The organism is Moorena producens 3L (assembly GCF_000211815.1).
Taxonomy (GTDB): domain Bacteria; phylum Cyanobacteriota; class Cyanobacteriia; order Cyanobacteriales; family Coleofasciculaceae; genus Moorena; species Moorena producens.
Window position 1 is genome coordinate 400,643 of the sequence record NZ_GL890970.1, and the last position, 23,059, is coordinate 423,701.

Sequence of the window (23,059 nt, forward strand, 5' to 3'; positions counted from 1 at the left end):
AGAATTCAGAATTCTGAATTTAAACTCTTGCCATACTGTAGTTTGAGACTTTTGTCATGTCCTAATTACCCTGGCGACTGCTATAAATAGATTATTATATAGCAATCCTCAATCATTTTTAAAATCACTGGACTTATTAAAAAATAGCTCCAACTCCGGTCCCTTCTGCCTTCTGCCAGCCCCCCTTATTAAGGAGGGGGGATTACTCCTGCATTAAAGCAGCCCATTTATTTCACGAATCAGATCGGATTGCTATAGTTATTTTATGGTTAATTAACCTATAGATTAGGTATAAGTTTCCTCTCTTGGGATAAATTATTCATTTCTTTAACGTTTGAGTCGGTTAATTAAAGATTCAGTGAAATGACCTTCATCCGGCCACCAAAATCGATAGGATTTAAGGTTATACTAAACTAGCTCTTAGACTGACCCTCTCAGCAGTCAACCGATAAGAGCTATTAGCATGTATAGAGTGATTGGTAGCTACCCACTCCCCTAATCCCTAATCCTGAGCAAAAAGAGGATATCCGTATTGTATAAAACCATCGAAGCCCTCTGCCTCATGGTTTCTTTACACAGTACGATGGCTTTGTGGGGCTTATTCAAGCTACAATGCAAGCTGGCATAATGTTTTTGCTAGCTCACTAGAATTGATTTAGAAGACCACCCCATGATTCACGAAGTTTTCATGCCCGCCCTCAGTTCAACCATGACCGAAGGCAAAATAGTTTCCTGGGAAAAATCTCCCGGAGACAAAGTCGAAAAAGGTGAAACCGTGGTGGTGGTTGAGTCGGATAAGGCTGATATGGACGTTGAGTCCTTCTATGAAGGATATCTGGCCACAATCACGGTATCAGCTGGTGACTCTGCTCCGGTGGGAGCCCCGATTGCTCTGATTGCGGAAACGGAAGCGGAAATTGAAGCAGCTAAACAACAAGCTGCCCAATCTACACCAGCTACTGACACAGCAACGCCTCAGCAAGCAACGGCCTCAACCCCAGAACCGGTACAGACCGCTCCCGCTGCCATTGCTGATACTCCCAGCCGCCGTAATGGACGAATTATTGCTTCTCCCCGAGCTCGTAAACTAGCGAAGGAATTAAGGGTTGATCTGAATACCTTAAGAGGAAGTGGTCCCCATGGCAGGATTGTGGCTGAGGATGTGGAAGCAGCAGCAGGTAAAGTCAGTACTCCCCCAGCACCAGCCACCACCCCAGCAGCACCGCCGACACCGGCTGTAATGCCCACTCCCACCCCAGCAACTATGCCAGCTCCTCTGCCAGCACCTCCTGCGGCTGTACCCCTGGGAGAAGTGGTGCCGTTCAATACCCTGCAAAATGCAGTGGTGCGGAATATGATGGTCAGCCTGCAAGTGCCTACCTTCAGGGTTGGTTACACCATCACTACGGATGAGTTGGATAAGTTATACAAAAAAATCAAGCCTAAGGGTGTTACGATGACAGGGCTGCTAGCTAAGGCAGTAGCGGTTACCTTGCAGAAGCATCCCTTGGTCAATGCTAGTTATACCGAACGGGGAATTCAATATCACAGTTCCATTAATGTAGCTGTGGCTGTGGCAATGGCTGATGGTGGCTTGATTACCCCAGTATTGCGCCATGCGGAGCAGCTGGATATTTATTCTCTGTCTCGCACTTGGAAAGATTTAGTAGACCGTGCCAGAACTAAGCAGTTGCAGCCAGAGGAATATAATTCCGGTACTTTCACCCTATCCAATTTAGGCATGTTTGGTGTAGACCGGTTTGATGCGATTTTGCCCCCAGGACAGGGTTCTATTTTGGCCATTGGTGCATCCCGTCCTACTGTAGTAGCTAGCCCTGACGGCATGATGGGAGTAAAGCGTCAGATGCAAGTGAATATTACCTGTGACCACCGGATTATCTATGGTACTGATGCGGCAGCGTTCTTGCAAGACTTGGCGAAGTTGATTGAAACTGATCCGCAATCGTTAACTCTTTAAGTCATTAATCGTAGGGTGGGCAGTGCCTAGCAAAGCCCTTTGCAAGCTTGATTATCTGTCTGGTGCACTGCCCACCTACATGAACTTGGTAACCTAGTCATTAATGGTAAGGTGGGCAGTGCCTAGCAGCCCTTGCAAGCTTGATTATCTGTCTGGTGCACTGCCCACCCTACATGAACTGCTTGATCACTGAGAGGGGGTCGCACGGTTGGTTGTGCGCCCCTCTCNGTAAAATTGTTCACTATTGCGTTTAACAGTGAGATTTTCGCAGTTTCCGATACCTTTTTAGCTACCAAAGTCTACCAAGATCAACTTTAGCCCGCCAATGCCAGCTGATTCGAACGCCAGGGGGTATCTCCGCGCTTCACGAAGAAATATTCCTCGTGCGCCCATAAAAGTGCGTAAACCAGATCCAATGTCACTACAAAACCCTTGGTTTTCGGGAAATTTATTTAATTGAGACAAGGTTGTGGCACTAAGAACATAGTTAAAGTATAGCAAATTACTTGAGTTTTTGGCAAGCTTTGTGATACTTTTGCCTACTGTCCACTAACCCTCCAGCAGTAAACAAACCACCCACAACGATTAGACCAAGCAAAGTAGAGGATTCAGGCACATCTTGTGGGTTCGATAAATGCGGTGGAAGAGAGCCACCGAACGCCAGTTGGTAGTTGCCTGTGTGAGAATACGTGTAATCGTTATTATCGTCAAGGCTGACCAGCCCAGAATCTGTGGCCTCGAAACCATAAAGGTATTGGGTTTTCCCATCGTATTCAACCTTGACAATTTCACTAGCCTGTATACTAGGTGGTAGGAAACCAGCGAAGGCTGGAGGAATTATCTCTGCCAACATATCTCTAGCATTAAAGTGACCTGCTAGCCCAATGGTAATTAGGCCTGTTGTGTCATCTTGGTTGAGGTAGGAAATATTGGGATCGCTAAATCGTTGCAATCCTCCATTGCCGAAAAATTGTCCATACAGAACATTATCTAGACCTGACCCAATCAAAGATACAAGACCGTTTGCAGTTAAGGCATCACTGAACCACTTCTGAGCTAAGGTGATGCCACCAAAATCAGTAGCCCAGTCAGCGAATGTCAGACTGCTCAAGGTGATGTCCTTACCACCGATTTGACCTGTTAGGCTAGTGACATCGTTAGAGAAGAAAAATTGGAAGTTTTCCAGGGTTTCACTGCTGGCAAATAGCTCTACGTTTCCACCAGGGTCACTAGCGTCACCTTGCAAGAGGGTTGACAAACTAGCACCTGGATCTATATAGGTATTCGTACCGTCAGATGCAATCTTGAGGTAGTCACTACCGATTAGGGTCGCTCCTGTGAGGCTTCCAGCAACAGCTGGGGTAGTGGCGATCGCACTGATACCGGCAATAATTGAGGCACCGAGCCACATTTTCATTACTGTGCTTTTCATTGACATGTCTCCCTTCGAGTTTGTTCAGGTTGCTGGCAGCACTTGGTGTCTTTTTTTTAGTATCGGAGTGGGATGTTAGCGATCGCGTTTGTGATACGGTTTAAGTTATGTTAATCTTTGACATAATCCTGAGTTCGTCAGTTCCTAACTTCTGAATAGGGCAATATAGCGCTACGGGCAAGGGCTTTAGGAATCACCCCTAACCCCCCGCGCGTAAGGGTGGCGGCCATGGATGCTAAATTTGACTACAACAGCTTAGGTGCCCTTTCCGGAGAATAAACCTTGAAGAGGGTCGCCTTAATTACAAAAGTTTTAACCAAAGGTGCGCTTTCCGTAGGCGAATTAAATTCGCCACGGGTCGCACCTCTTTTACGTATAGCCAGTAACCCATAATAAAGGTGACCCTCTTAATGCGGTAACTTAGTTCCCGCATCTAATTATTAAATTCCCCACGGGTCCCACCTTTTTCAAGGTGTATTAATCTCAAACACCTTAATGGGTAGTTCTATAAATTTTCAATCTTGTAGCGATTACCCATTACCCATTACCCATTACCCATTACCCAAGACTTGATCAGATTATTCACCTGTTCTGGTATCTCATCATGGGGACAGTGTCCTGCTTGTAGATAATATTCCGTTAACTGAGGATAATATTCCCTAAACTTTGCTCCCCGTTCTCTGCTCTTGATCCAAGGATCCCCTTCTCCCCATAGCATCAATAATGGACAAGTCATCTGTTCCAACAACACATCGACTTTTTCCCCTTGGGGTGACTTGAACACGGAGGCAAATACCTGAGCAGCACCAGGATCACAAGACGGGCGATAAATCTCGTCTACTAACTGTTCCGTTACCGCACTCTGGTCAAGATAAACCTTCTGGAGGGTTTTGCGAATGATTGACGGTCGCCGCAGGTACTGGAATAACAGGAAACTTGCCCAAGGTTGTAGAAAAATTGATTTGGTTACCTGATTGAGAACTTTTTTGACAGGATTGACCTTAGTGGCAGGTTGAGTATCACTAAATGGTCCAGCACTATTGAGCAATACTAAACCTGCGGCGGAGCTAGGACGCTGTGCAGCTACACACAGAGCTGCATAACCCCCCAAGGAGTTTCCAGCTAAGACTACTGGTTGACCAATCACCTCTGTAATAAAATCATGCAACTGGTCTCGCCACAAATTGCCACTGTACTCCCGATCTGGTTTAGCAGAACGTCCAAACCCCAACAAGTCAATCACCCAAACTTCAAAATCCTGACTCAATTGAGCAATGTTTTTGCGCCAGTGGTCTGTAGATGCCCCAAATCCGTGAATTAGCAGTAACGGTGGGTATCCTGATGGCTTTTGTCCAGCCTGTACATAATATATAGATTCCCCCCGCCACTGCCAGTAAGTTCCAGGGATGGGAGTATTAGAAGGGGTAGCACTTACCTGGGTAATCACGGTAAACTATTAAGTAATGTTAACTTTTTGATCATAGCGCTCCCTGTCAGTTGTCTGATGTTAGAATAATGGCAGTATATAATGGAGAGTTTGTGTAAACATATAAAAGAGAGAGGGACAAGCTTTGTCAGTCGAAACCATTGAGAAGCGTTCAACAGTTCGTAAACACGCGCCTCGCTATCGCGTATTGCTCCATAATGATGACTTCAACTCTATGGAGTATGTGGTGAAAACCTTGATGGAAACTGTGGCGAGTCTGACTCAACCTCAAGCAGTCAACATTATGATGGAAGCCCATCAATCCGGGCTGGCATTGGTGATTACCTGTGCTCAAGAGCATGCTGAGTTTTATTGCGAAACCCTGAAGAACCGGGGTCTGACTAGTACAATTGAACCTGACGAATAAGGGGCAATAGGAGAGATTCTTCCCTTTCCAAATCTTGAAATTATAAAACGTTTTACACCCAGGCTGGCTAGATTATCCCTATACCCAGCACCATTCAGGTTGGGGATGTTTATACTAGCTTTGCTGTTGCTTTGGTTACCCATAGCAGCACCAATATACTTAATTGGTAGCGACCCAAACTCAGTGACAATCCTGACTATGGGGCTAATGTTCGGGGTATTTCTGTACTTAGTCCGAGTTTGGGGAAGGAAGGTTTATCGCCAGCCAGGACTGTTAAAAAAATATGGTTTGCGGCTAACAGCGCAAAACGCTCTTGAGTTAATCAGAGGACTAGGCCTAGGTCTGTTAATGACTCTTAGTCTGTTTGGATTACAAGGGTGGCTGGGTTGGCTAGCATTCCAAACTCCTCCACTCCCATGGTCACGGCTGATTGTAGAGGGATTAATCAGTGCTTTGGCCATAGGCTTCGCTGAAGAATTGGTGTTTCGGGGTTGGTTGCTTGATGAGTTGCAACGGGATTATAGTTTTAAGACATCACAGTGGATTGGTGCGATCGCATTTGCGCTGCTGCATTTCCTTAAACCAATTCCAGAAATGATTCGCGGCTTACCGAGATTTCCCAGTTTATTGCTGCTAGGGTTAATCCTGATTTGGGCAAAGCGATCAACTCAAGGACGGCTAGGTTTATCGATTGGTCTCCATGCTGGCTTAGTTTGGGGTTATTATATTATTGATGTTGGGCAATTAGTAGTCTATTCAGGCAAGGTTGCTCCCTGGATTACTGGCATTAATCGCGATCCTACTGCTGGGATAATGGGATTGCTATTTCTAGCTTTAGTTGCTTGGTGGATGAAGCGCAATCATCATAGTAATTAGTAATAATTAGTGATTAGTAATAATTAGTGATTAGTGATTGGTATTTAGAGTCCAAAGTGATAATAGTTTAAAAGTCTAAATAGCAAGAGGTGCGACCCGTGGCGAATTAAATTCGCCAAGGTCAAGCGCACCTAAGCGAATTCTGGGCGGTTCTTGATGACTTCTCTATCATCCATGACTTAAGCTTATAGCAAAAATCCCAAACTTGTGTACCTCTCCTATGATGGAAGCAAAAGAGGAGGATAGGAGATAGTAGGTGAGTTTGGCAAGAATTTGGGCGATCGCAGCTAATGGTTTTCGGGAAGTGATACGCGATCGCGTTTTATATCTGATCGGCTTTTTTGCCCTAGCCCTAGGCATAGCTCTGAGGCTGTTACCTGAGATAGCAGCAACCACAGAAGAGAAAATTTTTCTGGATTTGGGTCTAGCTGGGATGGGTATCCTGGGTGTAATCGTGGCGGTATTTGTTGGTACCGGGTTGATTAACAAGGAAATCGAAAAGCGTACTGTATTAGTGTTAATTCCCAAGCCTCTTAGCCGGGCTGAATTTATCATTGGCAAACACTTAGGGTTATCGGGTGTATTGGCTGTGCTGGTTGTGGCTATGACTGCCATTTATCTGCTGGGCTTACGTGCCTCTAGTATTGAATACCCTGTGGTTAGCATCCTGGTTTCGGTGCTTTACCAATTTCTAGAACTGTCTCTAATCACAGCAGTAGCGCTAATGTTTGGTGTCTTTACTAGTTCACTCCTAGCAACGTTACTTACGTTTGGGATTTATATGATGGGACACTTGAGCCGTGATTTAGTGGAGTTAAGCAAGTTGAGCGAAAACCCTGGCATTGAGCGGATGACCGAAACCCTATACTTGGTTATCCCGGATTTATCACGGCTCAATTTAAAGAATGATGCCGTCTATGGTGTCTTACCCCCGTTCCCAGAACTGTTTTTAAATGGACTTTATGGATTACTTTACATCGTGCTACTGTTAGCGATCGCTATCCTAATCTTCTGGCAACGGGAGTTTTGATTTATAGCGCTATGGGCAAGTCAGAAGTCAGAAGTCAGAAGTCAGAAGTCAGAAGTAAGCGATTACTTACGTTTCGGAGTTTAGGAATGTCCTAATTTTAATGGGTAGTGCTATACCGTGAAGTCTAATTATTACAAATGGGGCATGATAGTAGATGGGGATAATGCTACAAATAGGGAAAATTATTTATCAAAACCATGCTAGAGCAGAAACTCAAGCAATTAAAAACTATATTTGCGGAGATGGAACGGGCTTTGATTGCCTATTCTGGGGGAGTTGATAGCACGCTAGTTGCTAAAATTGCTTACGATGTTTTAAGCGATCGCGTAATAGCGGTCACTGCTGAATCCCCGTCACTATTACCAGAAGAATTAGAAGACGCTCGCATCCAAGCCGCTACCATTGGCATTACTCATGAGGTTGTCCAAACCCATGAGATGGATAATCCTAATTATACCTCTAACCCGGTCAATCGCTGTTATTTTTGCAAAAGTGAACTCCACGACACTCTCAAACCTCTAGCCCTAGAGCGAGGCTATCCTTATGTAGTCGATGGGGTGAATGGGGATGATTTAAGGGACTATCGTCCAGGGATTCAGGCGGCCAAGGAACGAGGTGCGCGATCGCCTTTAGCGGAAGTGGGGGTAACTAAGGCGGAAGTGCGCCAACTCTCGAAACAATTAGGACTGCCGTGGTGGGATAAACCTGCCCAACCTTGTCTGAGTTCTCGCTTTCCCTATGGGGAAATGATTACAGTGGCTAAGTTACAACGGGTAGGACGAGCAGAGATCTATTTACGGAAGTTAGGTTTCTCGAATTTGAGGGTTCGTTCAGAAGGAGATACCGCACGAATTGAGTTACTACCGGAAGAGATTAAGGAATTTGTGGTAACAACAGATTTACCAAAGTTAGTAGCAGAGTTTCAGGAGTTGGGTTTTGTCTATGTGACCCTGGATTTAGAAGGATATCGCAGTGGCAAATTGAATCAAGTTTTGAGTCAGGATGTGATTAGTATGAAAGCTTAATCAGTTTGGATTTGTGTAAGCTATCAGCTATCAGCTATCAGCTATCAGCTATCAGCTATCAGCTATCAGCTATCAGCCATTCGCGTAGCGTGGCCTTAGGCCAAGGCTGACGGCTGACTGCTGACTGCTGAATGGTTACATTGCTCCAGTAGTTGGTCAAAATTACGACAATATACCAATTGTTGGTAGTCTTGCCATGCTTGTTTGTTATTGTAGGGAATTCTGGTCAATGTTGCTTGTTGAATCTTCTCCATTAATGGACGACGAAGAGATTCATAGTTAAGGAAAGCATTGGCGATTGCTTGGATATTATCAAGATTATTTTTATGTACAATATTAGCGATAAGGGTAGCTACAACCAGAGCATCTTCCAATCCTTGATTAGCCCCTTGAGCCATGAAAGGAGGCATCCCATGGGCGGCATCACCCACTAATACAACTCTACCTGAACTCCAGGGAGATAGAGTTTCTACACGGTGAATGTAATACGGACGGGATTGCATTTTGACAGGAGGAGATAACGCCACTAATTGTGTGAGAGCTTTGGGAAAATTAGCGTTTTCCAACTCTCGTAATGCTAAAGCAATTAAGGCACTTCCAGATTTTTCTGTCAACTCCTCCTGGTTTAAAGGAAGATGGATCAAATACCCAAACTGAGCATTGGAACGGCGAAATAGGAGCATCCGTGGGGATTCCATAGAAGGGGAATCCTCTGAGATTTGATCATTAGTGCGATCATTAGTGATACTTATAATCCGTTCCTGCTGAAAAAATTTGTTTTCAAGCTCTGTGCTTAGCTCTGGGGGAATATCTGTGATTTCCATACAGAATAGGGCGGCAAACCCGGAATAGTCAGGTCGTGCTAAACCACTGTAGGGACTATCATTATAAACAATTCGACGAATGCTAGAGTTGATCCCATCTGCAGCAACAACTAGCCTAGCCCGGGTTGATTGTTTTTGAAATTGTTGGGGACTATGTTCTGAATTAAAGGAGACTGTATCCTCATCGTTTTGTCTGTTTGACCAATGAGCATAGGGATTTGCTTCTATGGCTGCATCAGAAACAAAATCTAGCCGAACATATTCGGTGTTTCCTTCATCGACTACATTGATACAACGATGATTCGCTTTAACCTGTTCAACGGGAAGTTGCTGTCTGAGAGTGGTCTGTAAATCATACCAAGAAATTGAGACTCGACCCTCTCCATAATCCTTGAACCAACTCTCATAGCTAAGAGGAATTGAGTGAATTTGCTCTCCCTTCAAATTTTTGTAAACCCATTTTTGATTGGGTTGCACTTTCTGCAAAAACTCCATATCCGTGTTTTTAACGGCTTCGTAAGCAGAAGGCGCTATGTGGTTGAGGGCTTTTAATCCATTGGGCAGAAGATCGATAACCTGACCCACTCGACGAAAGGCACGAGTTTGATCAAGGACTATAAAATTAGAGATACCTCGCTGCTGTAAGCCAATGGCAGTGGCTAATCCCACTGGACCAGCACCAACTACAATAATATCATAAGTGTCGATCATAATTATATTTTTGCGATCGTTTTTGCGATCAGCTTCGCTACTGCTGTTTGGGCAATGCCATTACCCTACCAACTATAGGAATTCTACGACTTGTGAGGTCAAATTTCTGGTTTTTAGGGAGGAGGTAGCAGTGATGCAGCGCGGTCTTGGGGAGGCAGCGCGGTCTTGGGGAGGCAGCGCCTTCACGCGGGGGTTTCCCCCGGAGACGCGCGCCTGATTACGTTGAGCCTCACGCCAAAGGCGAACGCGAACGGAAGAGGGAAAAGGGAAGAGGGAAGAGGTAAAAAATAATGTGTACCTCATGAGTCCTATGAACGCTATATCCGGGCTGAATGCTAGTTAAGCCAATTTTCTAAATCAGTTATGTTATTGAAATCTAAGAAGTCTTCTCCCAAATTTTCCAACTCTTCAATTGTTAAAATTTCTATTTTGCTAATGGTTTTTTTATCAATTTCCCCAAAACGCTTTTTCAGTTGACGTATTATTAAGGCGATCGCCTCATTTTTTCTACCGATTTCTTCAGCATAAGTTATTTTCCCTCTTTCATCTTGTAATGCCATAGCACGGCGATCGGCAATTTCTAATTCTTCTGGCGTCATACCAGCTTGATTAGCAAGATTTAAAGCTGATTCTATCTCTGATACTTCTCCTAAAGAAGGAGGAATGTTATCGAAACTAGAAGCTTCTTTGATGAAATAAATCCATTTATCGGCTAAAGTTTCTAATTCTGAGAGTCTTTTATGGAATTTCGGTAATTCTATAAATATTAACTGCAATTCCTCTTCCAGACATTCAAACTTTTCTGTTTTTTCTTGAAACACAAATTGATTAATAATTTGCTGAGTTTCGTCAAACAAAATAAAATCCGTAATTGTGACAGCTATAACAGGTTTAAGACGAATATAGTCCTCTGCTGTTTTTAACTGATTAACATATCCTTTCACCATATTATAAAGTACCCGTTTGCTAAAACCAGTCATGGATGATACTTGCATTTCAATTAGGACAATCTCTCCATCCGCTAACACTGCTTTTACATCCAAATAAGTGTCTTTTAAAGTCAACACTTGACCGGGATTATAGGGATTAATAATGGTTAAAGATTGAATGATTGGTTCGCCATCATAAATAATGGCATTTAGAAAACTAATTAATATATTTTTACTTTCTTTGGAACCAAATATTTTTTTGAATACATAATCTATTTTAGGGCTGATAAATCTCATAGTTTTGGCGTTCCTTAATTAAGGAATAAATGCGCGATCATCTGGTTTTATTAAAGCCCCTGTTGCTCCTCGAATTCTGAGGGACTTTGAAAGTTTTGTTACCCCCAGAATTGGGGAAACCATAGCCAGAATCAGCAATGCCCTTAGTATCAAGCACTAGCCGGAAAACTACCACCAATAAAATGAACATCACTGAAGGTTTCGATCCATAGACGAGCACCACAACGCAGTGGGTGATCGGGCTGATAGACAATCCGACATGGACCAAGGATTTCGATCTGGTTGCCGTATAGATTGTTGCCGCTTCGTTTTACCGAAATCACTGGCTGACGGTCTTGGGGAGGTTTACCATTGTTGGTGCCAATCCGATTACGGTTGACATTGATCGTGGCTAAAGCGGGAGGACGACTGGTACGCCATTTGCCCTTTGGTCCACGGGTACCTTTGGTGATTTGTGGTAGGTGGTTGAAAAGAGGGATAATCCAGAATTTGCCACTTTTATAGGCACCCCTGACCCGACCCTTCTCCAGGAGTTGGCGCAATCGTCGAGAAGAAATACCTAATAGAGATGCGGCTTCGGTAGTACCAACGCAGTGGTTCATGTTCGGATTCCCTAACTCTTCCTATAAAACTAGTATAGCAAAAATTTATTCCTGGACGCCTTAATGTAAAGTTATGTAAAGTTTTGCCAAACTGACCGGACAACTAGGGTGAAATAATTTTTCATGATTGATATCTAATCAAACCGGATTTAGTATTACAGCAACCTAGCTCTGCCCTGCAAACCGCTATATGACTACCAACCAATTGTTAGAATCAAACCTTGAATCTCTAATCAATACAGCTGCTCAAAATCATCAATTAGGTAAATTAGATGAGGCTGAATCTATCTACAGACAGGTAATACAGATTCAGGGGGATTATCAGGGTGAGGAAAAGTCTTTATTGAAGCCCTATAACGTGATAGCCATTGCTAATTTTGCAAGTATATTTGAGGAAAAAAACAAGCTAGAGGAAGCGGTAGCCTTGTACCAACAAGCCTTAACCCTAAAACCTGACTTTGCTGAAGTTCATAACAATTTGGGCAATATCTTCTGGGCAAAAGGAGAGTTAGACAAAGCGGTACAGTATTACCAAGAAGCGATTAAGGTTAAACCTGACTATGCTGTGGCTCATAATAATTTAGGAAATTTGCTTCATAATCAGGGTAAGTTAGGGGAAGCGGTACATTGCTACCAAGAAGCGATTAGGGTTAAACCTGACTATGCTCAGGCTTATTGTAATCTGGGAAATGTACTGCAGGTACAGGGTAAGTTAGATGCGGCACGAGAGTCCTACCAGGAAGCGATTAAGCTTAAAGCAGATTGTTTTCAGGCTCATAACAATTTGGGGACTCTATTCCAAACACAGGGCAAGTTAGATGCTGCAAGAGAGTCTTACCAAGAAGCAATTAGGCTTAAACCTGACTATGCTGACGCTCATAACAATTTGGGAACAATACTCCAAAAACAGGGCAAGTTAGAGGAAGCGGTACAGTCCTATCAGGAAGCGATTAGGCTGAAACCTGACTTTGCTGAGGTTTATAACAATTTAGGAAATACACTCCACGAACAGTGCAAGCTAGAAGAAGCCCTACAGTCTTACCAGCAAGCATTAAGTATTAACCCTAACTTGGCTGAAGCTAAACTGGCCATGTGCGTGTGTCAGATTCCGATCATTTATTCAAGTGTTGATGAAATCAAGGTAACGCGAAATAATTACCAAGGTAGTCTTAAAAAATTAGCGGATAGCTATACACAGAGCGATACAGAGCTAAGTCCAAGGGAACTGCTAAGTGCCGCTAACGCGGTGGGAGCGTTTCAGCCTTTTTATCTGGCCTATCAAGGGTTAAATAACCGAGAGTTACAGGAAATTTATGGACAAATGATTTGCCAGATCATGTCCCAGTGCTATCCCCGGTGGAGCCAGAAAATTCCTCTACCAAATTTAGCGCCTCATGAAAAAGTTCGGATTGGAGTTATTTCGGAATTCTTTTGGGATCATTCTAATTGGAAAATACCGATTAAGGGCTGGGTAGAAAATCTAGATAGATCGAATTTTGAACTATTTGGTTATCACACAGGGTTAAAACAGGATAAGGAAACAGCAATAGCCGCAAAATCATTTGTAAAATTTGTTCAAGGTTCTTTCACTATCGAAGAATGGTGTGAGGTAATTACAGAAGATAAATTACACATCCTTATTTTTCCGGAATTCGGGATGTCGCCAACTACAGTTAAGTTGGGTTGTTTAAGACTGGCTCCAATTCAAATGACATCTTGGGGACATCCGGATACTAGTGGGATGCCGACGATTGATTATTACTTAAGTAGTGATTTAATGGAAGCAGAAAATGCTCAAGATCATTATAGTGAGAGGTTAGTTAGATTACCGAATCTCTCTATCCATTACACGCCTTTGGAAATTACACCGGAAGCGATCGCTAAAAAGGACATAGGCTTAGATGATGATGAGATTATGTTCTGGTGTTGCCAATCGTTATATAAGTATTTACCTGACTATGATGATGTATTTCCTAGAATTGCTAAGGAGTTAGCTCATCGGTGTAAGTTTGTATTTATTAAATATGTTAAAAGTGACCGGGTTACTGAGATATTTGAGCAGCGTTTAAGGGATGCTTTTAATAAATTTGGCCTCGATTATACAGACTACTGCATATTTTTACCATTCATGAATAACAGGAGGTTTGCTGGAACCTCAGCGATAGCGGATGTATTCCTGGATAGCATTGGTTGGTCTGGATGTAACTCTAGTTTGGAATCTATTGCCCATAATATTCCGATGGTGACATTGCCAGGAGATTTGATGCGTGGTCGGCATACGATGGCAATTCTAAAAATGATGGGTCTGGAAGAGACAATTGCTTCGAGTAAAGAGGATTATGTGAAAATTGCGGTACGCTTGGGTCAAGATGCTCAATATCGTCAATACATATCTGATCAAGTTGCTGAAAATAAGCATAAGTTATATGGTGACTTGAAACCGGTAAGAGCATTGGAAGATTTTCTATTAAATGTAGTCCATAAACCAAGACAATTTGCGATGGAAACTGTTTCTGAAGCACTACAAATTGCTGTTCAACATCGTCAAGCCAATCGCTTAAACCAAGCTGTACAGCTTTACTATAAGATTTTGGAACAACAGCCTAATCATCCGGAAGCTTTATATGGCTTAGGGGTGCTGGCACAGCAAACAGGTCAGTATGATACTGCCGAGAAGCTGTTCAGAGCTACTGTGGAAGCGGAGCCGAATTCTGTTAAGGCTTGGTTCAGTTTAGGTAATTTGTGCCAAGGTCAAGGTCAGTTGTCTGACTCGGTGGAGTGTTACCAACGAGTTTTAACAATACAGCCGAACTTAGTACCGGTTTACAACAACCTTGGGTATGCTCTACAACAACAAGGTAATTGGGACGATGCGATCGCATCTTATCAACAAGCTTTGGAGATTGAGCCTACCTGCACTGAAGCTGATGTGAATTTGGGCAATGCACTCCACGCTCAAGAGAAGCTTGCCCTAGAAAAACAAGCACACTACGCACAATTGAACCATGAGCTAGGGGTTACCCGGCAAAAAGCAGGAGATTTGACTAATGCTGTGGCTTACTATCGCCAAGCGGTGGCGATGCAGTCAGATTTGGTCAGCGCTCATTACAATTTGGGAGTGGTGCTTCAAGACCAAGGTGAGTTTGAAAATGCGATCGCATCTTATCAGAAGGTTCTCGAACTCAATCCTAGTTATGGGGAAGTGTACTTTAATTTAGGCAGGATTTACCAAACCCAGAAGCAGTTAGAGGAGGCAGCATCTGCTTATCGACAAGGGTTAATGCTAGTCAATCCCCGGTATGGGAAAGTAGTCAATCCTGACAACGGTTCTGACAAAGGTTCTGACAAAGGTTCTGATAACGGTTCTACAGTATCTCTTGAGACACTAACACCACCGCAGGTAGAACAACCAGACGTTACGATCGGGGGATATCAGTTTCCAGGGATTCCGAGCGTATCGGTAAGTGAAGACAAGCGACCGTTTTGGACAGTAATTATTCCTTTATATAACCGTACTGACTATCTTCTAGAATGTTTGGCCAGTGTATTGGCTCAATGGCAGGGCGAAGAGGAGATGGAAATTTTGGTTATGGATAATGCCAGCACACCTCCTCTATACGATTTGGTGAATTCGATTGGGGGAGGGGTAGTTCGCTACTACCGCAATCCAGAAAATATCGGTGCCCGACGCAATTTTAATCTTGGTATTGCCCTCAGTCGCGGTCAGTGGATTCATGTGCTTCCTGAAGATGAATATGTTCTTCCAGGTTATTATTCCCGCTTGAAGAAGAGTCTAGAAACATGTAGTGATTCTGTGGGAGCAGCATTTACGGGTTATGAAAATATCAATGAGAAAGGAAAGATAATTTTCTCCCAACAAGTGTATGGAAAAGATACGGGTATCCATCAAGATTGGCTGTGGAAGATTGGCACTTCCAATGTCTTGAATCCCTGTGCAGTTGTGATTCGTCGCTCTACTCATGAACATCTGGGCTGTTACGATCCGGGGAACACGTATACTCCTGACTGGGAAATTTATAAGCGTATTGCTAGTTTTTATGATTGGTGGTACGAAGGCGATATTTTGGCACGTTACCGTGAGCATGATAATAATATGACCAGTGAACTGATATTATCTGGAGCTCAAGCAACGTCTATCCGCCAGGGGATTGAAATTTCCGAGAGCTATCTTCCTGCTGAGCATTGTGCAGCAATTACAGCCAACGCTCGTAACCATTACTTTAATTATTGTCTAAACCATATGGTAATTCCCCTAAAGGCTGGGAATCTTTCTGGTGCGTTTCGTCTGCTCCAAGAGGCACTCAAAATTGATCCGTCTCCTCAAGCTGTGGAGAAACTATTTACTTGGCTTACTCAAGCCGAAGCTGCTCCCCTACGGGATGAGATTGCTTCAAAGTTGCGCTCGATTATGTTGAATCATAATTCAGAGAGTTTTTACTTTGCTTATCCCTAGTTATAGCAGAAGTCAGAAGTCAGAAGTCAGAAGTCAGAAGTCAAACTCTTTCGCTTACTTAGGTTTGAGACTTTTGTCATGTCCTAACTGCCCTGTCTTGATGCAGTCGCTCATGGGGAGGGGCTGTGTGCGGAACCTGCGTCCGCACCTTGTAAGCCCCGTGGAAACCACGCCAGTTGCTCATGGGGGAGACCCCCAAGACCGCACTGGCTCCCCAAGACCGCGCTGCATCGCTGGCGACTGCTATAGATATAGGGTTTTTATCTGGGTTGTGAACACACTTATTGCCAATACCCAAGGGCGAATATGTTCACAACTCTATACAATTACCAATTACCAATTAAAAAGTAAAAATTGAGGATTACAACAGTGACACAACTTTCTGAAGCACTTCAAGTTGCTCTTCAATATCATCGAGCCAATCGCTTGGTCGAAGCTGAGCAAGTTTATCGTCAGATTCTAGCAGGAATACCTAACCAACCAGATGCCTTGTATGGGTTAGGAATGCTAGCACAACAGGTAGGTAAGTACCAAACTGCTGAGGAGTTTTTCAATACAACCCTCCTTGTCAATCCGGAGTCTTTCAAGGCTTGGTTCAGTTTAGGCAATTTGCGTCAAGCTCAAGGTCAATTGTCAGAAGCAGTGGAAGCTTATCAGCGAGCGTTAGCCCTACAGCCGAACTCGGTAGCGCTTTATAACAACTTTGGCTATGCTCTACAACAACAAGGCAAGTGGGAAAATGCGATCGCATGCTATCAAAAAGCTTTGGAGATTCAGCCCAACTGTGCTGAAGCTGATGTGAATTTGGGTAATGCTCTCTACGCTCAAGGGCAGCTTTCCCAAGAAAAACAGGCCTACTACGCTGCCTTAAATCACGATTTGGGCGTTACTCGGAAAATAGGAGGCGATGTGAAGACTGCGGTGGCTTACTACCAGAAAGCGATCGCAATACAGCCAGACTTGGTCAACAGTCATTATACCTTGGGAGTTGCTCTCCAAGAACAAGGCAAATTAGATGATGCGATCGCGTCCTATAACAATGTCCTCAAACTCAATCCCAGTAACACTGTAGTCTACACCACTTTAGTCCAAAATAAATTAGCTAGGATTGACCGAGAGCAAAACAAATTAAACAACAAATTAAATAATCAATTAAACGGAGCAGATTCTAATAAACGATTAAAGATAGCATTTGTATGTCAACCCTTTGTGATGACATCGTTTCCAAATCCGATGGATTCCATCGGGATTTTGACCTATGAATTCGTGCGTCTTTTAGTTCAAGATGGTGATGTTATTGTCTATACACCAGGAGAACGCTTTAATACGGCAAGTCATGACGGAGTAGACTATCGATATATTCCCATAGGCCGGGATAAAAAACTGCTAAACTATCTGGAAAAAATTCCAGGATTCCAGAATCAAAAACGTCCTATATTTGGATCCCAACTCTATTACCTAGCATATATTTTACAGGTAGCCAATGACTTGAAAAAACAGCAATGTGATGTTGTTCACATTCACAACTTATCTCAGTTTATTCCAGTGATACGAGCCTTAAACCCAGGAATAAAAATTGCCCTGCACATGCATTGTGAGTGGTTGACCCAACTCGATCACAAAATTCTAGAAAAGCGGCTTAGTAAGGTAGATTTAGTTATTGGTACTAGTAACTATATCACAGAAGGTATTCGCCAGCGTTTTCCTAAATTTGCCGAGCGCTGTCAGCCGGTTTTTAATGGGGTAAACCTTGATCGCTTCATAAATTTCTATGTCAGCCATAATCAGCAAAATGGCAGAAGCAACAATCCGGCTAAACGATTACTCTATGTGGGTAGAGTATCTCCAGAAAAAGGCTCCCATGTCTTATTAGAAGCGTTTAAAAAAGTGCTCGAGCGCTGCCCTCAAACCAAACTTGATCTCGTTGGTCCTGTAGGTGCATTACCCTACGACTATCTTGTCGGATTAAGTGATGACTCCAAAGTGGCAGAGTTAGCGTCATTCTACGGTGATGAAAGTTGGACAGGTTACGTGAGACGATACCTTTCCGAATTGAATGATCACTTTGGTGCTGATCTAGCCAGCCAAGTATCCTTCACTGGCTCCCTTCCTCAATCTAAGTTAGTCAATTATTATCAGCAAGCAGACATTTTTGTATTTCCCTCAGTATGTCACGAAGCATTTGGGATGCCAATTGTGGAAGCTATGGTTGCAGGTCTTCCGATTATTGCTACCCAAGCTGGTGCTTTTCCCGAGATTGTGGAAGATGGTAAGACAGGTTTGCTGGTTGAACGGAGTAATGCTAATGCTTTGGCAGACGCCATCTTGCAACTTCTTTCTGACCAAGAACTTAGAACATCCATGGGACAAGCTGGACATCAGCGAGCAGTTGAACTATTTTCTTTCGAGAAAGTTGTTGATGATTTACTCAAGCAGTACAAGACTATTCTTTGAGGCGTTACTTAATTGAAGTATGAATGCGCGATCGTTTGGCTTTGCTAAAGCCCCCTAAATCCCCCAAACTCCCAAACTTGGGGGGCTAGGGCGTGTCTTCTTGCCTCGGAGATCCCCCATTATCCCCCTTAAAAAAGGGGGACTTTGAGTATGGCTCCCCCCTTATTAAGGGGGGCTGGGGGGGATCATAATCTTGCGGAAAACTTTGAAAACACGCCCTAGGGGGGCACAATCATACTCAGAATCAGCAACGCCTTATTTTAAAGCAAAAGACAGAAGTGTTGAACATCCTAACAGGGAATAGTGACAAGTGACAAGTTAAAAATGAGCAATAAATTATCCTTACAAACTCTGGTACGCCAGTTTTATCGTTTTCTAGTCCATAGTACTAGAGTTGAGTATGACAGAAATAATCTAAGACGCTCGGCGATTATATTTTCACCCCATCAGGATGATGAAACCCTTGGTTGTGGTGGAACAATTATCCGTAAAAAGCAAGCCGGAGCCGATGTAAAAATTGTTTTTATGACAGATGGATGTCAATCTCATGCTCATCTGATTCCAGAAAATCAGGTAAAATCAATACGTGCTAATGAAGCCTTGGCAGCAGCTCAAAAACTTGGTCTGCAAAAGCATGATGTCAGCTTTTTGGAATTCAAAGATGGAACATTAGATAAAACCAGAAATTTAGCTATCCAAAACGTCGCCAAAATTATTCTTAACTATCTTCCTGAAGAAATTTTTATTCCCTACTACAACGATGGGGTATCTGACCATAATGCTACCAATGAAATTGTCGTAGCTGCACTCAAAACAATTAAATTTGATGTGACAGTTTATGAGTATCCTATATGGTTCTGGAATCACTGGCCTTGGACAAGGGTCGAAGGGAGTAAACCAAACCTGATCTCCTTTTTTAAAAAAAACATCATCTCAGGGTTTCGCTTACTGAATGATTTTAGATTATCTGTCTATATTGGTGATATTTTTGATATCAAACGTACTGCCCTAGACCAACATCAATCTCAAATGAAACAACTAATTCCTCATCCGCGCTGGCTAACCCTGAGGGATGTTTCAGAGGGGGAGTTTTTAGACTGTTTTTTTCAAAACTATGAATTATTTCGTCGATATAGTTTGAATCATAATTTTGAAGAGTATTGATGCAGCGATAAATTAGCCAATTTGGCAACTTCATTCAAGATAATCATGAAATCATAAATAATAAGAGTGTTCAAGATTTTTATCAGTCATATCAGTTATGGATATATGGGTTATCATATATCCATTTTATTTTGTGTTTATCTTAAATAAAGAAGAAGGGAGTAGGGAGTAGGGAGTAGGGAGTAGGGAATTCATAATTTCCATCAATCCTAGTTTCACATCTCATTTAAAAACGCTATATAAATAAGTAACAACATGCAACAATTAAATCCACCAGAAAATTTAGTAAACAAATCCTTTACAGACACATTCTCAGACAACTGTTGTGCAGGTAAAACCATTGGTACTAAAACTCCCAGTGGTGCAGTTCGTAAGGGTATAGATGTCGAAAAGCTGATTGGGATTGATAATGGCGCATTACGTCTCCAGCCTCTGCTAAAACCTGCGTGGGGCAGACAGGGCATTGCGTATGGTCCGTACACCCGTACCAATGGACTCGCCTTTGCAGTGTTTCTGAGCAATGGTCATAATACATCCCAGACCGAAAGGATTGAGCCCCTAACAGAACGACTCCATCGGTGGATGATTGGTCCTGAGACAGATAAACCGGCTAAACGACTTCTGCGTTGGACTTCCAGTCAGGGAAAAAGCAGGATGCTGCGAAAGCTCCTATGGTGGATTCGTAGTACCTCCAGAATTTCCAAATATTTCAAACCGTTTAAATTGCCAAATATTGATGAGAATCTGGCAGTGGGTTGGTTCCCCAGGGAAGTTCCTGTTGACGCGACTGCAGAGGGAAATGCCTTTATTGTTCATGCCACTGGGGCAGAAAATGGAGAGTTGTGGACTCGGTTGGGGGGGTATCTGCTATCAGCATTTAGGGGCTTACAAAATCTCCAGGTTTATTACATCGTGGTTCTGCGGGAAAAGGGAGCCGCCTATTATGCTGCTTCTGTCAATCATGCTCATGGTCTGGCCGCTTACCCTAACATGCGTCCCATTGCTATTGATCCTTTCAATGATGATGCCACAGTATATGCTGGTGTATACCAAAGTATTTTGGGACAGAATGGTTTTGAAGTCGATACGCGAATCTATGGCGCTAATGTAGCCAAAATTTCAGACCTTGCCACCTGGTACGGTACAGCTCAGGCAGCAGATGACCTGATTGGTGATGGTTTGCTAGATGGTGCTGAAGCGGACAAGGGTGGTTTCTGGAGTGTCTCTCAAGGAAGTTATGAGTTAACAGCTAATGGTGCTAGAGCCACTCAACCGGATAGCTTCGCTATGTTGGAGTGTCCCACACCCTCTGGGCTAATCCATTTGCTGGTCGAAACCTCTACTCAGATAACTGGAGTCCGCATTGTGTGGCGTGTTCAGGATAAAAACCAATTCTGGAGTTTCCTAGCAGACGGGGAGAAATGTCAACTTATGATTCAAGACCATGATAGCTGGGAATGTTTAGCTGTGAGCGATCTATGGTATTTACAGCCAAGAGCGATCAACTCTTTACAGATATTGGATGATAGTAAGACTTTCAGCCTGTATCTCAATGGCCAGTTAGTCTTTAACAAGTGCTTTACAGATACCCGCCTGCAAAACGCTACCGGTGTTGGCATTGGTGGGATTAACCCTAATAATAGTCTGTATTTTCGCTCCTTTGAGGCTCACCCACGCACTATCCCTATTCCTTCCGAACTTGACCTAGGCTCCCCTTGGGTAGTAGAGGGTACCGAAATAGCTATCACTGAAGATTTTGCTGGTGCAGCTGGGGACTTGATGGGAAAAACCACCACTAGTGGTAGCAAAGTCTGGCATCGGAATATTGGGCTAGGGGTAATTAAGCTGACTGGGAATAGTACAGCCAAAGTCCAAGCTGATGCTAAGCATCCTAATCCAGGTCGCACTGCCTACACCATTGATTGGGATCAGCCAGAAATAGCGGATTTACAGGTAGACATTACTCCCCCTGGAACTAGACGAGGACAGGGAGAAAAAGGTCGTGGAGGGTTTATCTTTTGGCAGGATGCTGACAACTATATCACTATCAATAACTGGTTAGATGACTGTTACGGTGGTGCTTCCATGTCTTCCTTTTTCTATCTCAATGGCTTTGAAGAATTATTTGATGCTGTCTGGACAAATGTGGGTAAACGCATTTCCTGGGGTGTCTCTCATCGGCTCCGCATGGTTTTTGATGGCATGAATTACATGATATTCATCAATGATGAGCCAGTATTGTATCGTGCCCTGACAGATGTTTATCCAGATGCGGCGCGTCTTAGAATTAATCGAGTTGGGATTGTTGCTAACTGGGAATGGGGCAACGATACAGGAAGTGTATTTCAAAACTTTGTAGCAAAGGTGTAGAGTCATGAATTTAAGCAATCAACAGGTAACCCTTAACCATGGAGTAGGTGCAGGACTAAAATTCCATGGGGATGGTTCTAATCCTGATTTTGCACGTGGTACCTATGAACTTCCACTTCAGAACGCTTTAGCAAGCTGCTTAAACCGTGATCATATCTTCTATGATATCGGTGCCAATATTGGATTTTTTACTATTATTGCTGCGAAGCTAGTTGGGCCATCTGGACAGGTTTATGCTTTTGAGCCAGTCCCAAACAATGCTGACATTATTCGACGGAATGTCGAGCTTAATAGCTTCTCCAATGTTACTGTTTTCCCACAAGCCGTTTCTGAATCAACCGGAACCGGAGAATTGTTGCTGGCCCATCATTCAGGGGGAGCTACTTTAGCTACAGCGGGTACACCTCCAGATCTCAGGGGTGAAATGACAGTTGACCTTGTGTGTATTGATGATTTGGTGTCCCAAAAGACTTTGAAACCCCCAACGGTCGTGAAAATCGATGTGGAAGGAGCAGAAATTAATGTTTTAAGGGGGATGATTGAAACTATTAAAGAGTATCAGCCCATCCTGATTTATGAAGTAGATGATGGTAATCAAGAGTCCTTTAAACTGAAGAATCAAACCATTGAGATTTTTATTGACTCTCTAGGATATAAAATCATGCCCCTGGAACCAGCTTATCCCAATATTCCCTGGTATGTTGGACATGCGATCGCGTTTTCAAAACTTAACTGAAAATGCTATAAGCGCGTTTGTATCTCGGTTGTAAACACACGAATTGCCGAAAAAGGCAATAGGCAATAGGCAATAGGCAATAGGGGAAAGTTGCGTAGGGTGCGTAGGGTGCGTTAGGGGCGGGCTTGCCCTCATGTTCAACCTCGTAGCCAGTGTTGGGGCAGCCCGCCCCGTAACGCACCACCCAAGGGCTAGCGTCATTTTCCGCCTCTTCGCGCTTTGTTGGGACAGCCCGTTTGAAAATTGTAACGGGCAAGATGCCCATTCCACGCCTGATCCCCATTCCACCCACCGGGTCAAACAG

17 protein-coding genes are annotated in these 23,059 nt (G+C 43.4%); 10 read left to right on the top strand and 7 right to left on the bottom strand.

Going from position 1 to position 23,059, the window contains the following annotated elements; translation table 11 throughout:
* Positions 1-670: 670 nt before the first annotated feature.
* Positions 671-1,978 carry a dihydrolipoamide acetyltransferase family protein gene (locus tag LYNGBM3L_RS30345; protein WP_044495353.1) on the top strand — a complete coding sequence of 436 codons (1,308 nt, stop codon included), beginning with the start codon at positions 671-673 and terminating at the stop codon, positions 1,976-1,978.
* A gap of 502 nt (positions 1,979-2,480) precedes the next feature.
* On the opposite strand, the gene LYNGBM3L_RS30350 is transcribed toward LYNGBM3L_RS30345, so the two are convergent.
* Both LYNGBM3L_RS30350 and LYNGBM3L_RS30355 read right to left on the bottom strand, forming a co-directional pair.
* On the bottom strand, positions 2,481-3,410 hold the full coding sequence (locus tag LYNGBM3L_RS30350) for an NF038130 family PEP-CTERM protein (protein WP_044495355.1): 930 nt from the start codon (positions 3,408-3,410) through the stop codon (positions 2,481-2,483).
* Positions 3,411-3,954: 544 nt separating this feature from the next.
* Positions 3,955-4,857 (bottom strand): alpha/beta fold hydrolase, encoded by a 903-nt coding sequence (locus LYNGBM3L_RS30355; protein ID WP_008190418.1) that lies wholly within the window; start codon positions 4,855-4,857, stop codon positions 3,955-3,957.
* 124 nt (positions 4,858-4,981) lie between these two features.
* On the opposite strand from LYNGBM3L_RS30355, the gene clpS reads away from it, so the two are divergent.
* From clpS to larE, 4 genes are all read left to right on the top strand, one after another.
* Positions 4,982-5,263: an ATP-dependent Clp protease adapter ClpS gene (gene clpS / locus LYNGBM3L_RS30360; protein WP_044495357.1), complete on the top strand. Its 282-nt coding sequence runs from the start codon at positions 4,982-4,984 to the stop codon at positions 5,261-5,263.
* Between the two features lie 105 nt (positions 5,264-5,368).
* Positions 5,369-6,139, top strand: a complete 771-nt coding sequence (locus LYNGBM3L_RS30365; protein ID WP_008190423.1) for a CPBP family intramembrane glutamic endopeptidase — start codon at positions 5,369-5,371, stop codon at positions 6,137-6,139.
* Positions 6,140-6,395: 256 nt separating this feature from the next.
* Positions 6,396-7,169: an ABC transporter permease gene (locus LYNGBM3L_RS30370; RefSeq protein ID WP_008190425.1), complete on the top strand. Its 774-nt coding sequence runs from the start codon at positions 6,396-6,398 to the stop codon at positions 7,167-7,169.
* 197 nt (positions 7,170-7,366) lie between these two features.
* Positions 7,367-8,194, top strand: a complete 828-nt coding sequence (gene larE, locus LYNGBM3L_RS30375) for an ATP-dependent sacrificial sulfur transferase LarE (protein ID WP_008190427.1) — start codon at positions 7,367-7,369, stop codon at positions 8,192-8,194.
* 95 nt (positions 8,195-8,289) lie between these two features.
* Here larE and LYNGBM3L_RS49580 read toward each other — a convergent pair whose 3' ends face one another.
* From LYNGBM3L_RS49580 to LYNGBM3L_RS30390, 4 genes are all read right to left on the bottom strand, one after another.
* Entirely contained in the window at positions 8,290-9,729 is a 1,440-nt protein-coding gene (locus tag LYNGBM3L_RS49580; protein WP_008190429.1) for an FAD-dependent oxidoreductase, read from the bottom strand.
* Positions 9,730-9,801: 72 nt separating this feature from the next.
* Positions 9,802-10,032: a hypothetical protein gene (locus LYNGBM3L_RS42190; RefSeq protein ID WP_131826899.1), complete on the bottom strand. Its 231-nt coding sequence runs from the start codon at positions 10,030-10,032 to the stop codon at positions 9,802-9,804.
* 32 nt (positions 10,033-10,064) lie between these two features.
* On the bottom strand, positions 10,065-10,955 hold the full coding sequence (locus LYNGBM3L_RS30385; protein WP_008190431.1) for an Rpn family recombination-promoting nuclease/putative transposase: 891 nt from the start codon (positions 10,953-10,955) through the stop codon (positions 10,065-10,067).
* Positions 10,956-11,104: 149 nt separating this feature from the next.
* Positions 11,105-11,557 (bottom strand): MerR family transcriptional regulator, encoded by a 453-nt coding sequence (locus tag LYNGBM3L_RS30390; protein WP_008190433.1) that lies wholly within the window; start codon positions 11,555-11,557, stop codon positions 11,105-11,107.
* A gap of 190 nt (positions 11,558-11,747) precedes the next feature.
* On the opposite strand from LYNGBM3L_RS30390, the gene LYNGBM3L_RS30395 reads away from it, so the two are divergent.
* The 5 genes from LYNGBM3L_RS30395 to LYNGBM3L_RS30420 all read left to right on the top strand — a co-directional run bounded on the left by LYNGBM3L_RS30395 (position 11,748) and on the right by LYNGBM3L_RS30420 (position 22,755).
* Positions 11,748-16,031, top strand: coding sequence for a tetratricopeptide repeat protein (locus LYNGBM3L_RS30395; protein ID WP_008190435.1), 4,284 nt, complete (start codon positions 11,748-11,750; stop codon positions 16,029-16,031).
* Between the two features lie 369 nt (positions 16,032-16,400).
* Complete coding sequence (locus LYNGBM3L_RS39095) at positions 16,401-18,485, top strand: glycosyltransferase (protein ID WP_008190437.1); 2,085 nt, start codon at positions 16,401-16,403, stop codon at positions 18,483-18,485.
* Positions 18,486-18,809: 324 nt separating this feature from the next.
* A complete protein-coding gene (locus LYNGBM3L_RS30410; protein WP_008190439.1) occupies positions 18,810-19,649 on the top strand; it encodes a PIG-L deacetylase family protein in 840 nt (279 codons plus the stop codon).
* Between the two features lie 255 nt (positions 19,650-19,904).
* Positions 19,905-22,019, top strand: coding sequence for a hypothetical protein (locus LYNGBM3L_RS30415; RefSeq protein WP_008190441.1), 2,115 nt, complete (start codon positions 19,905-19,907; stop codon positions 22,017-22,019).
* Positions 22,020-22,023: 4 nt separating this feature from the next.
* Positions 22,024-22,755: an FkbM family methyltransferase gene (locus LYNGBM3L_RS30420; protein WP_008190442.1), complete on the top strand. Its 732-nt coding sequence runs from the start codon at positions 22,024-22,026 to the stop codon at positions 22,753-22,755.
* Here the strand turns inward: LYNGBM3L_RS30420 and LYNGBM3L_RS48045 are convergent.
* The gene (locus LYNGBM3L_RS48045; protein WP_008190444.1) at positions 22,748-23,038 is read right to left on the bottom strand and encodes a hypothetical protein; all 291 of its coding nucleotides are present in this window, start codon (positions 23,036-23,038) and stop codon (positions 22,748-22,750) included. The genes LYNGBM3L_RS30420 and LYNGBM3L_RS48045 overlap by 8 nt on opposite strands.
* Positions 23,039-23,059 lie beyond the last annotated feature (21 nt).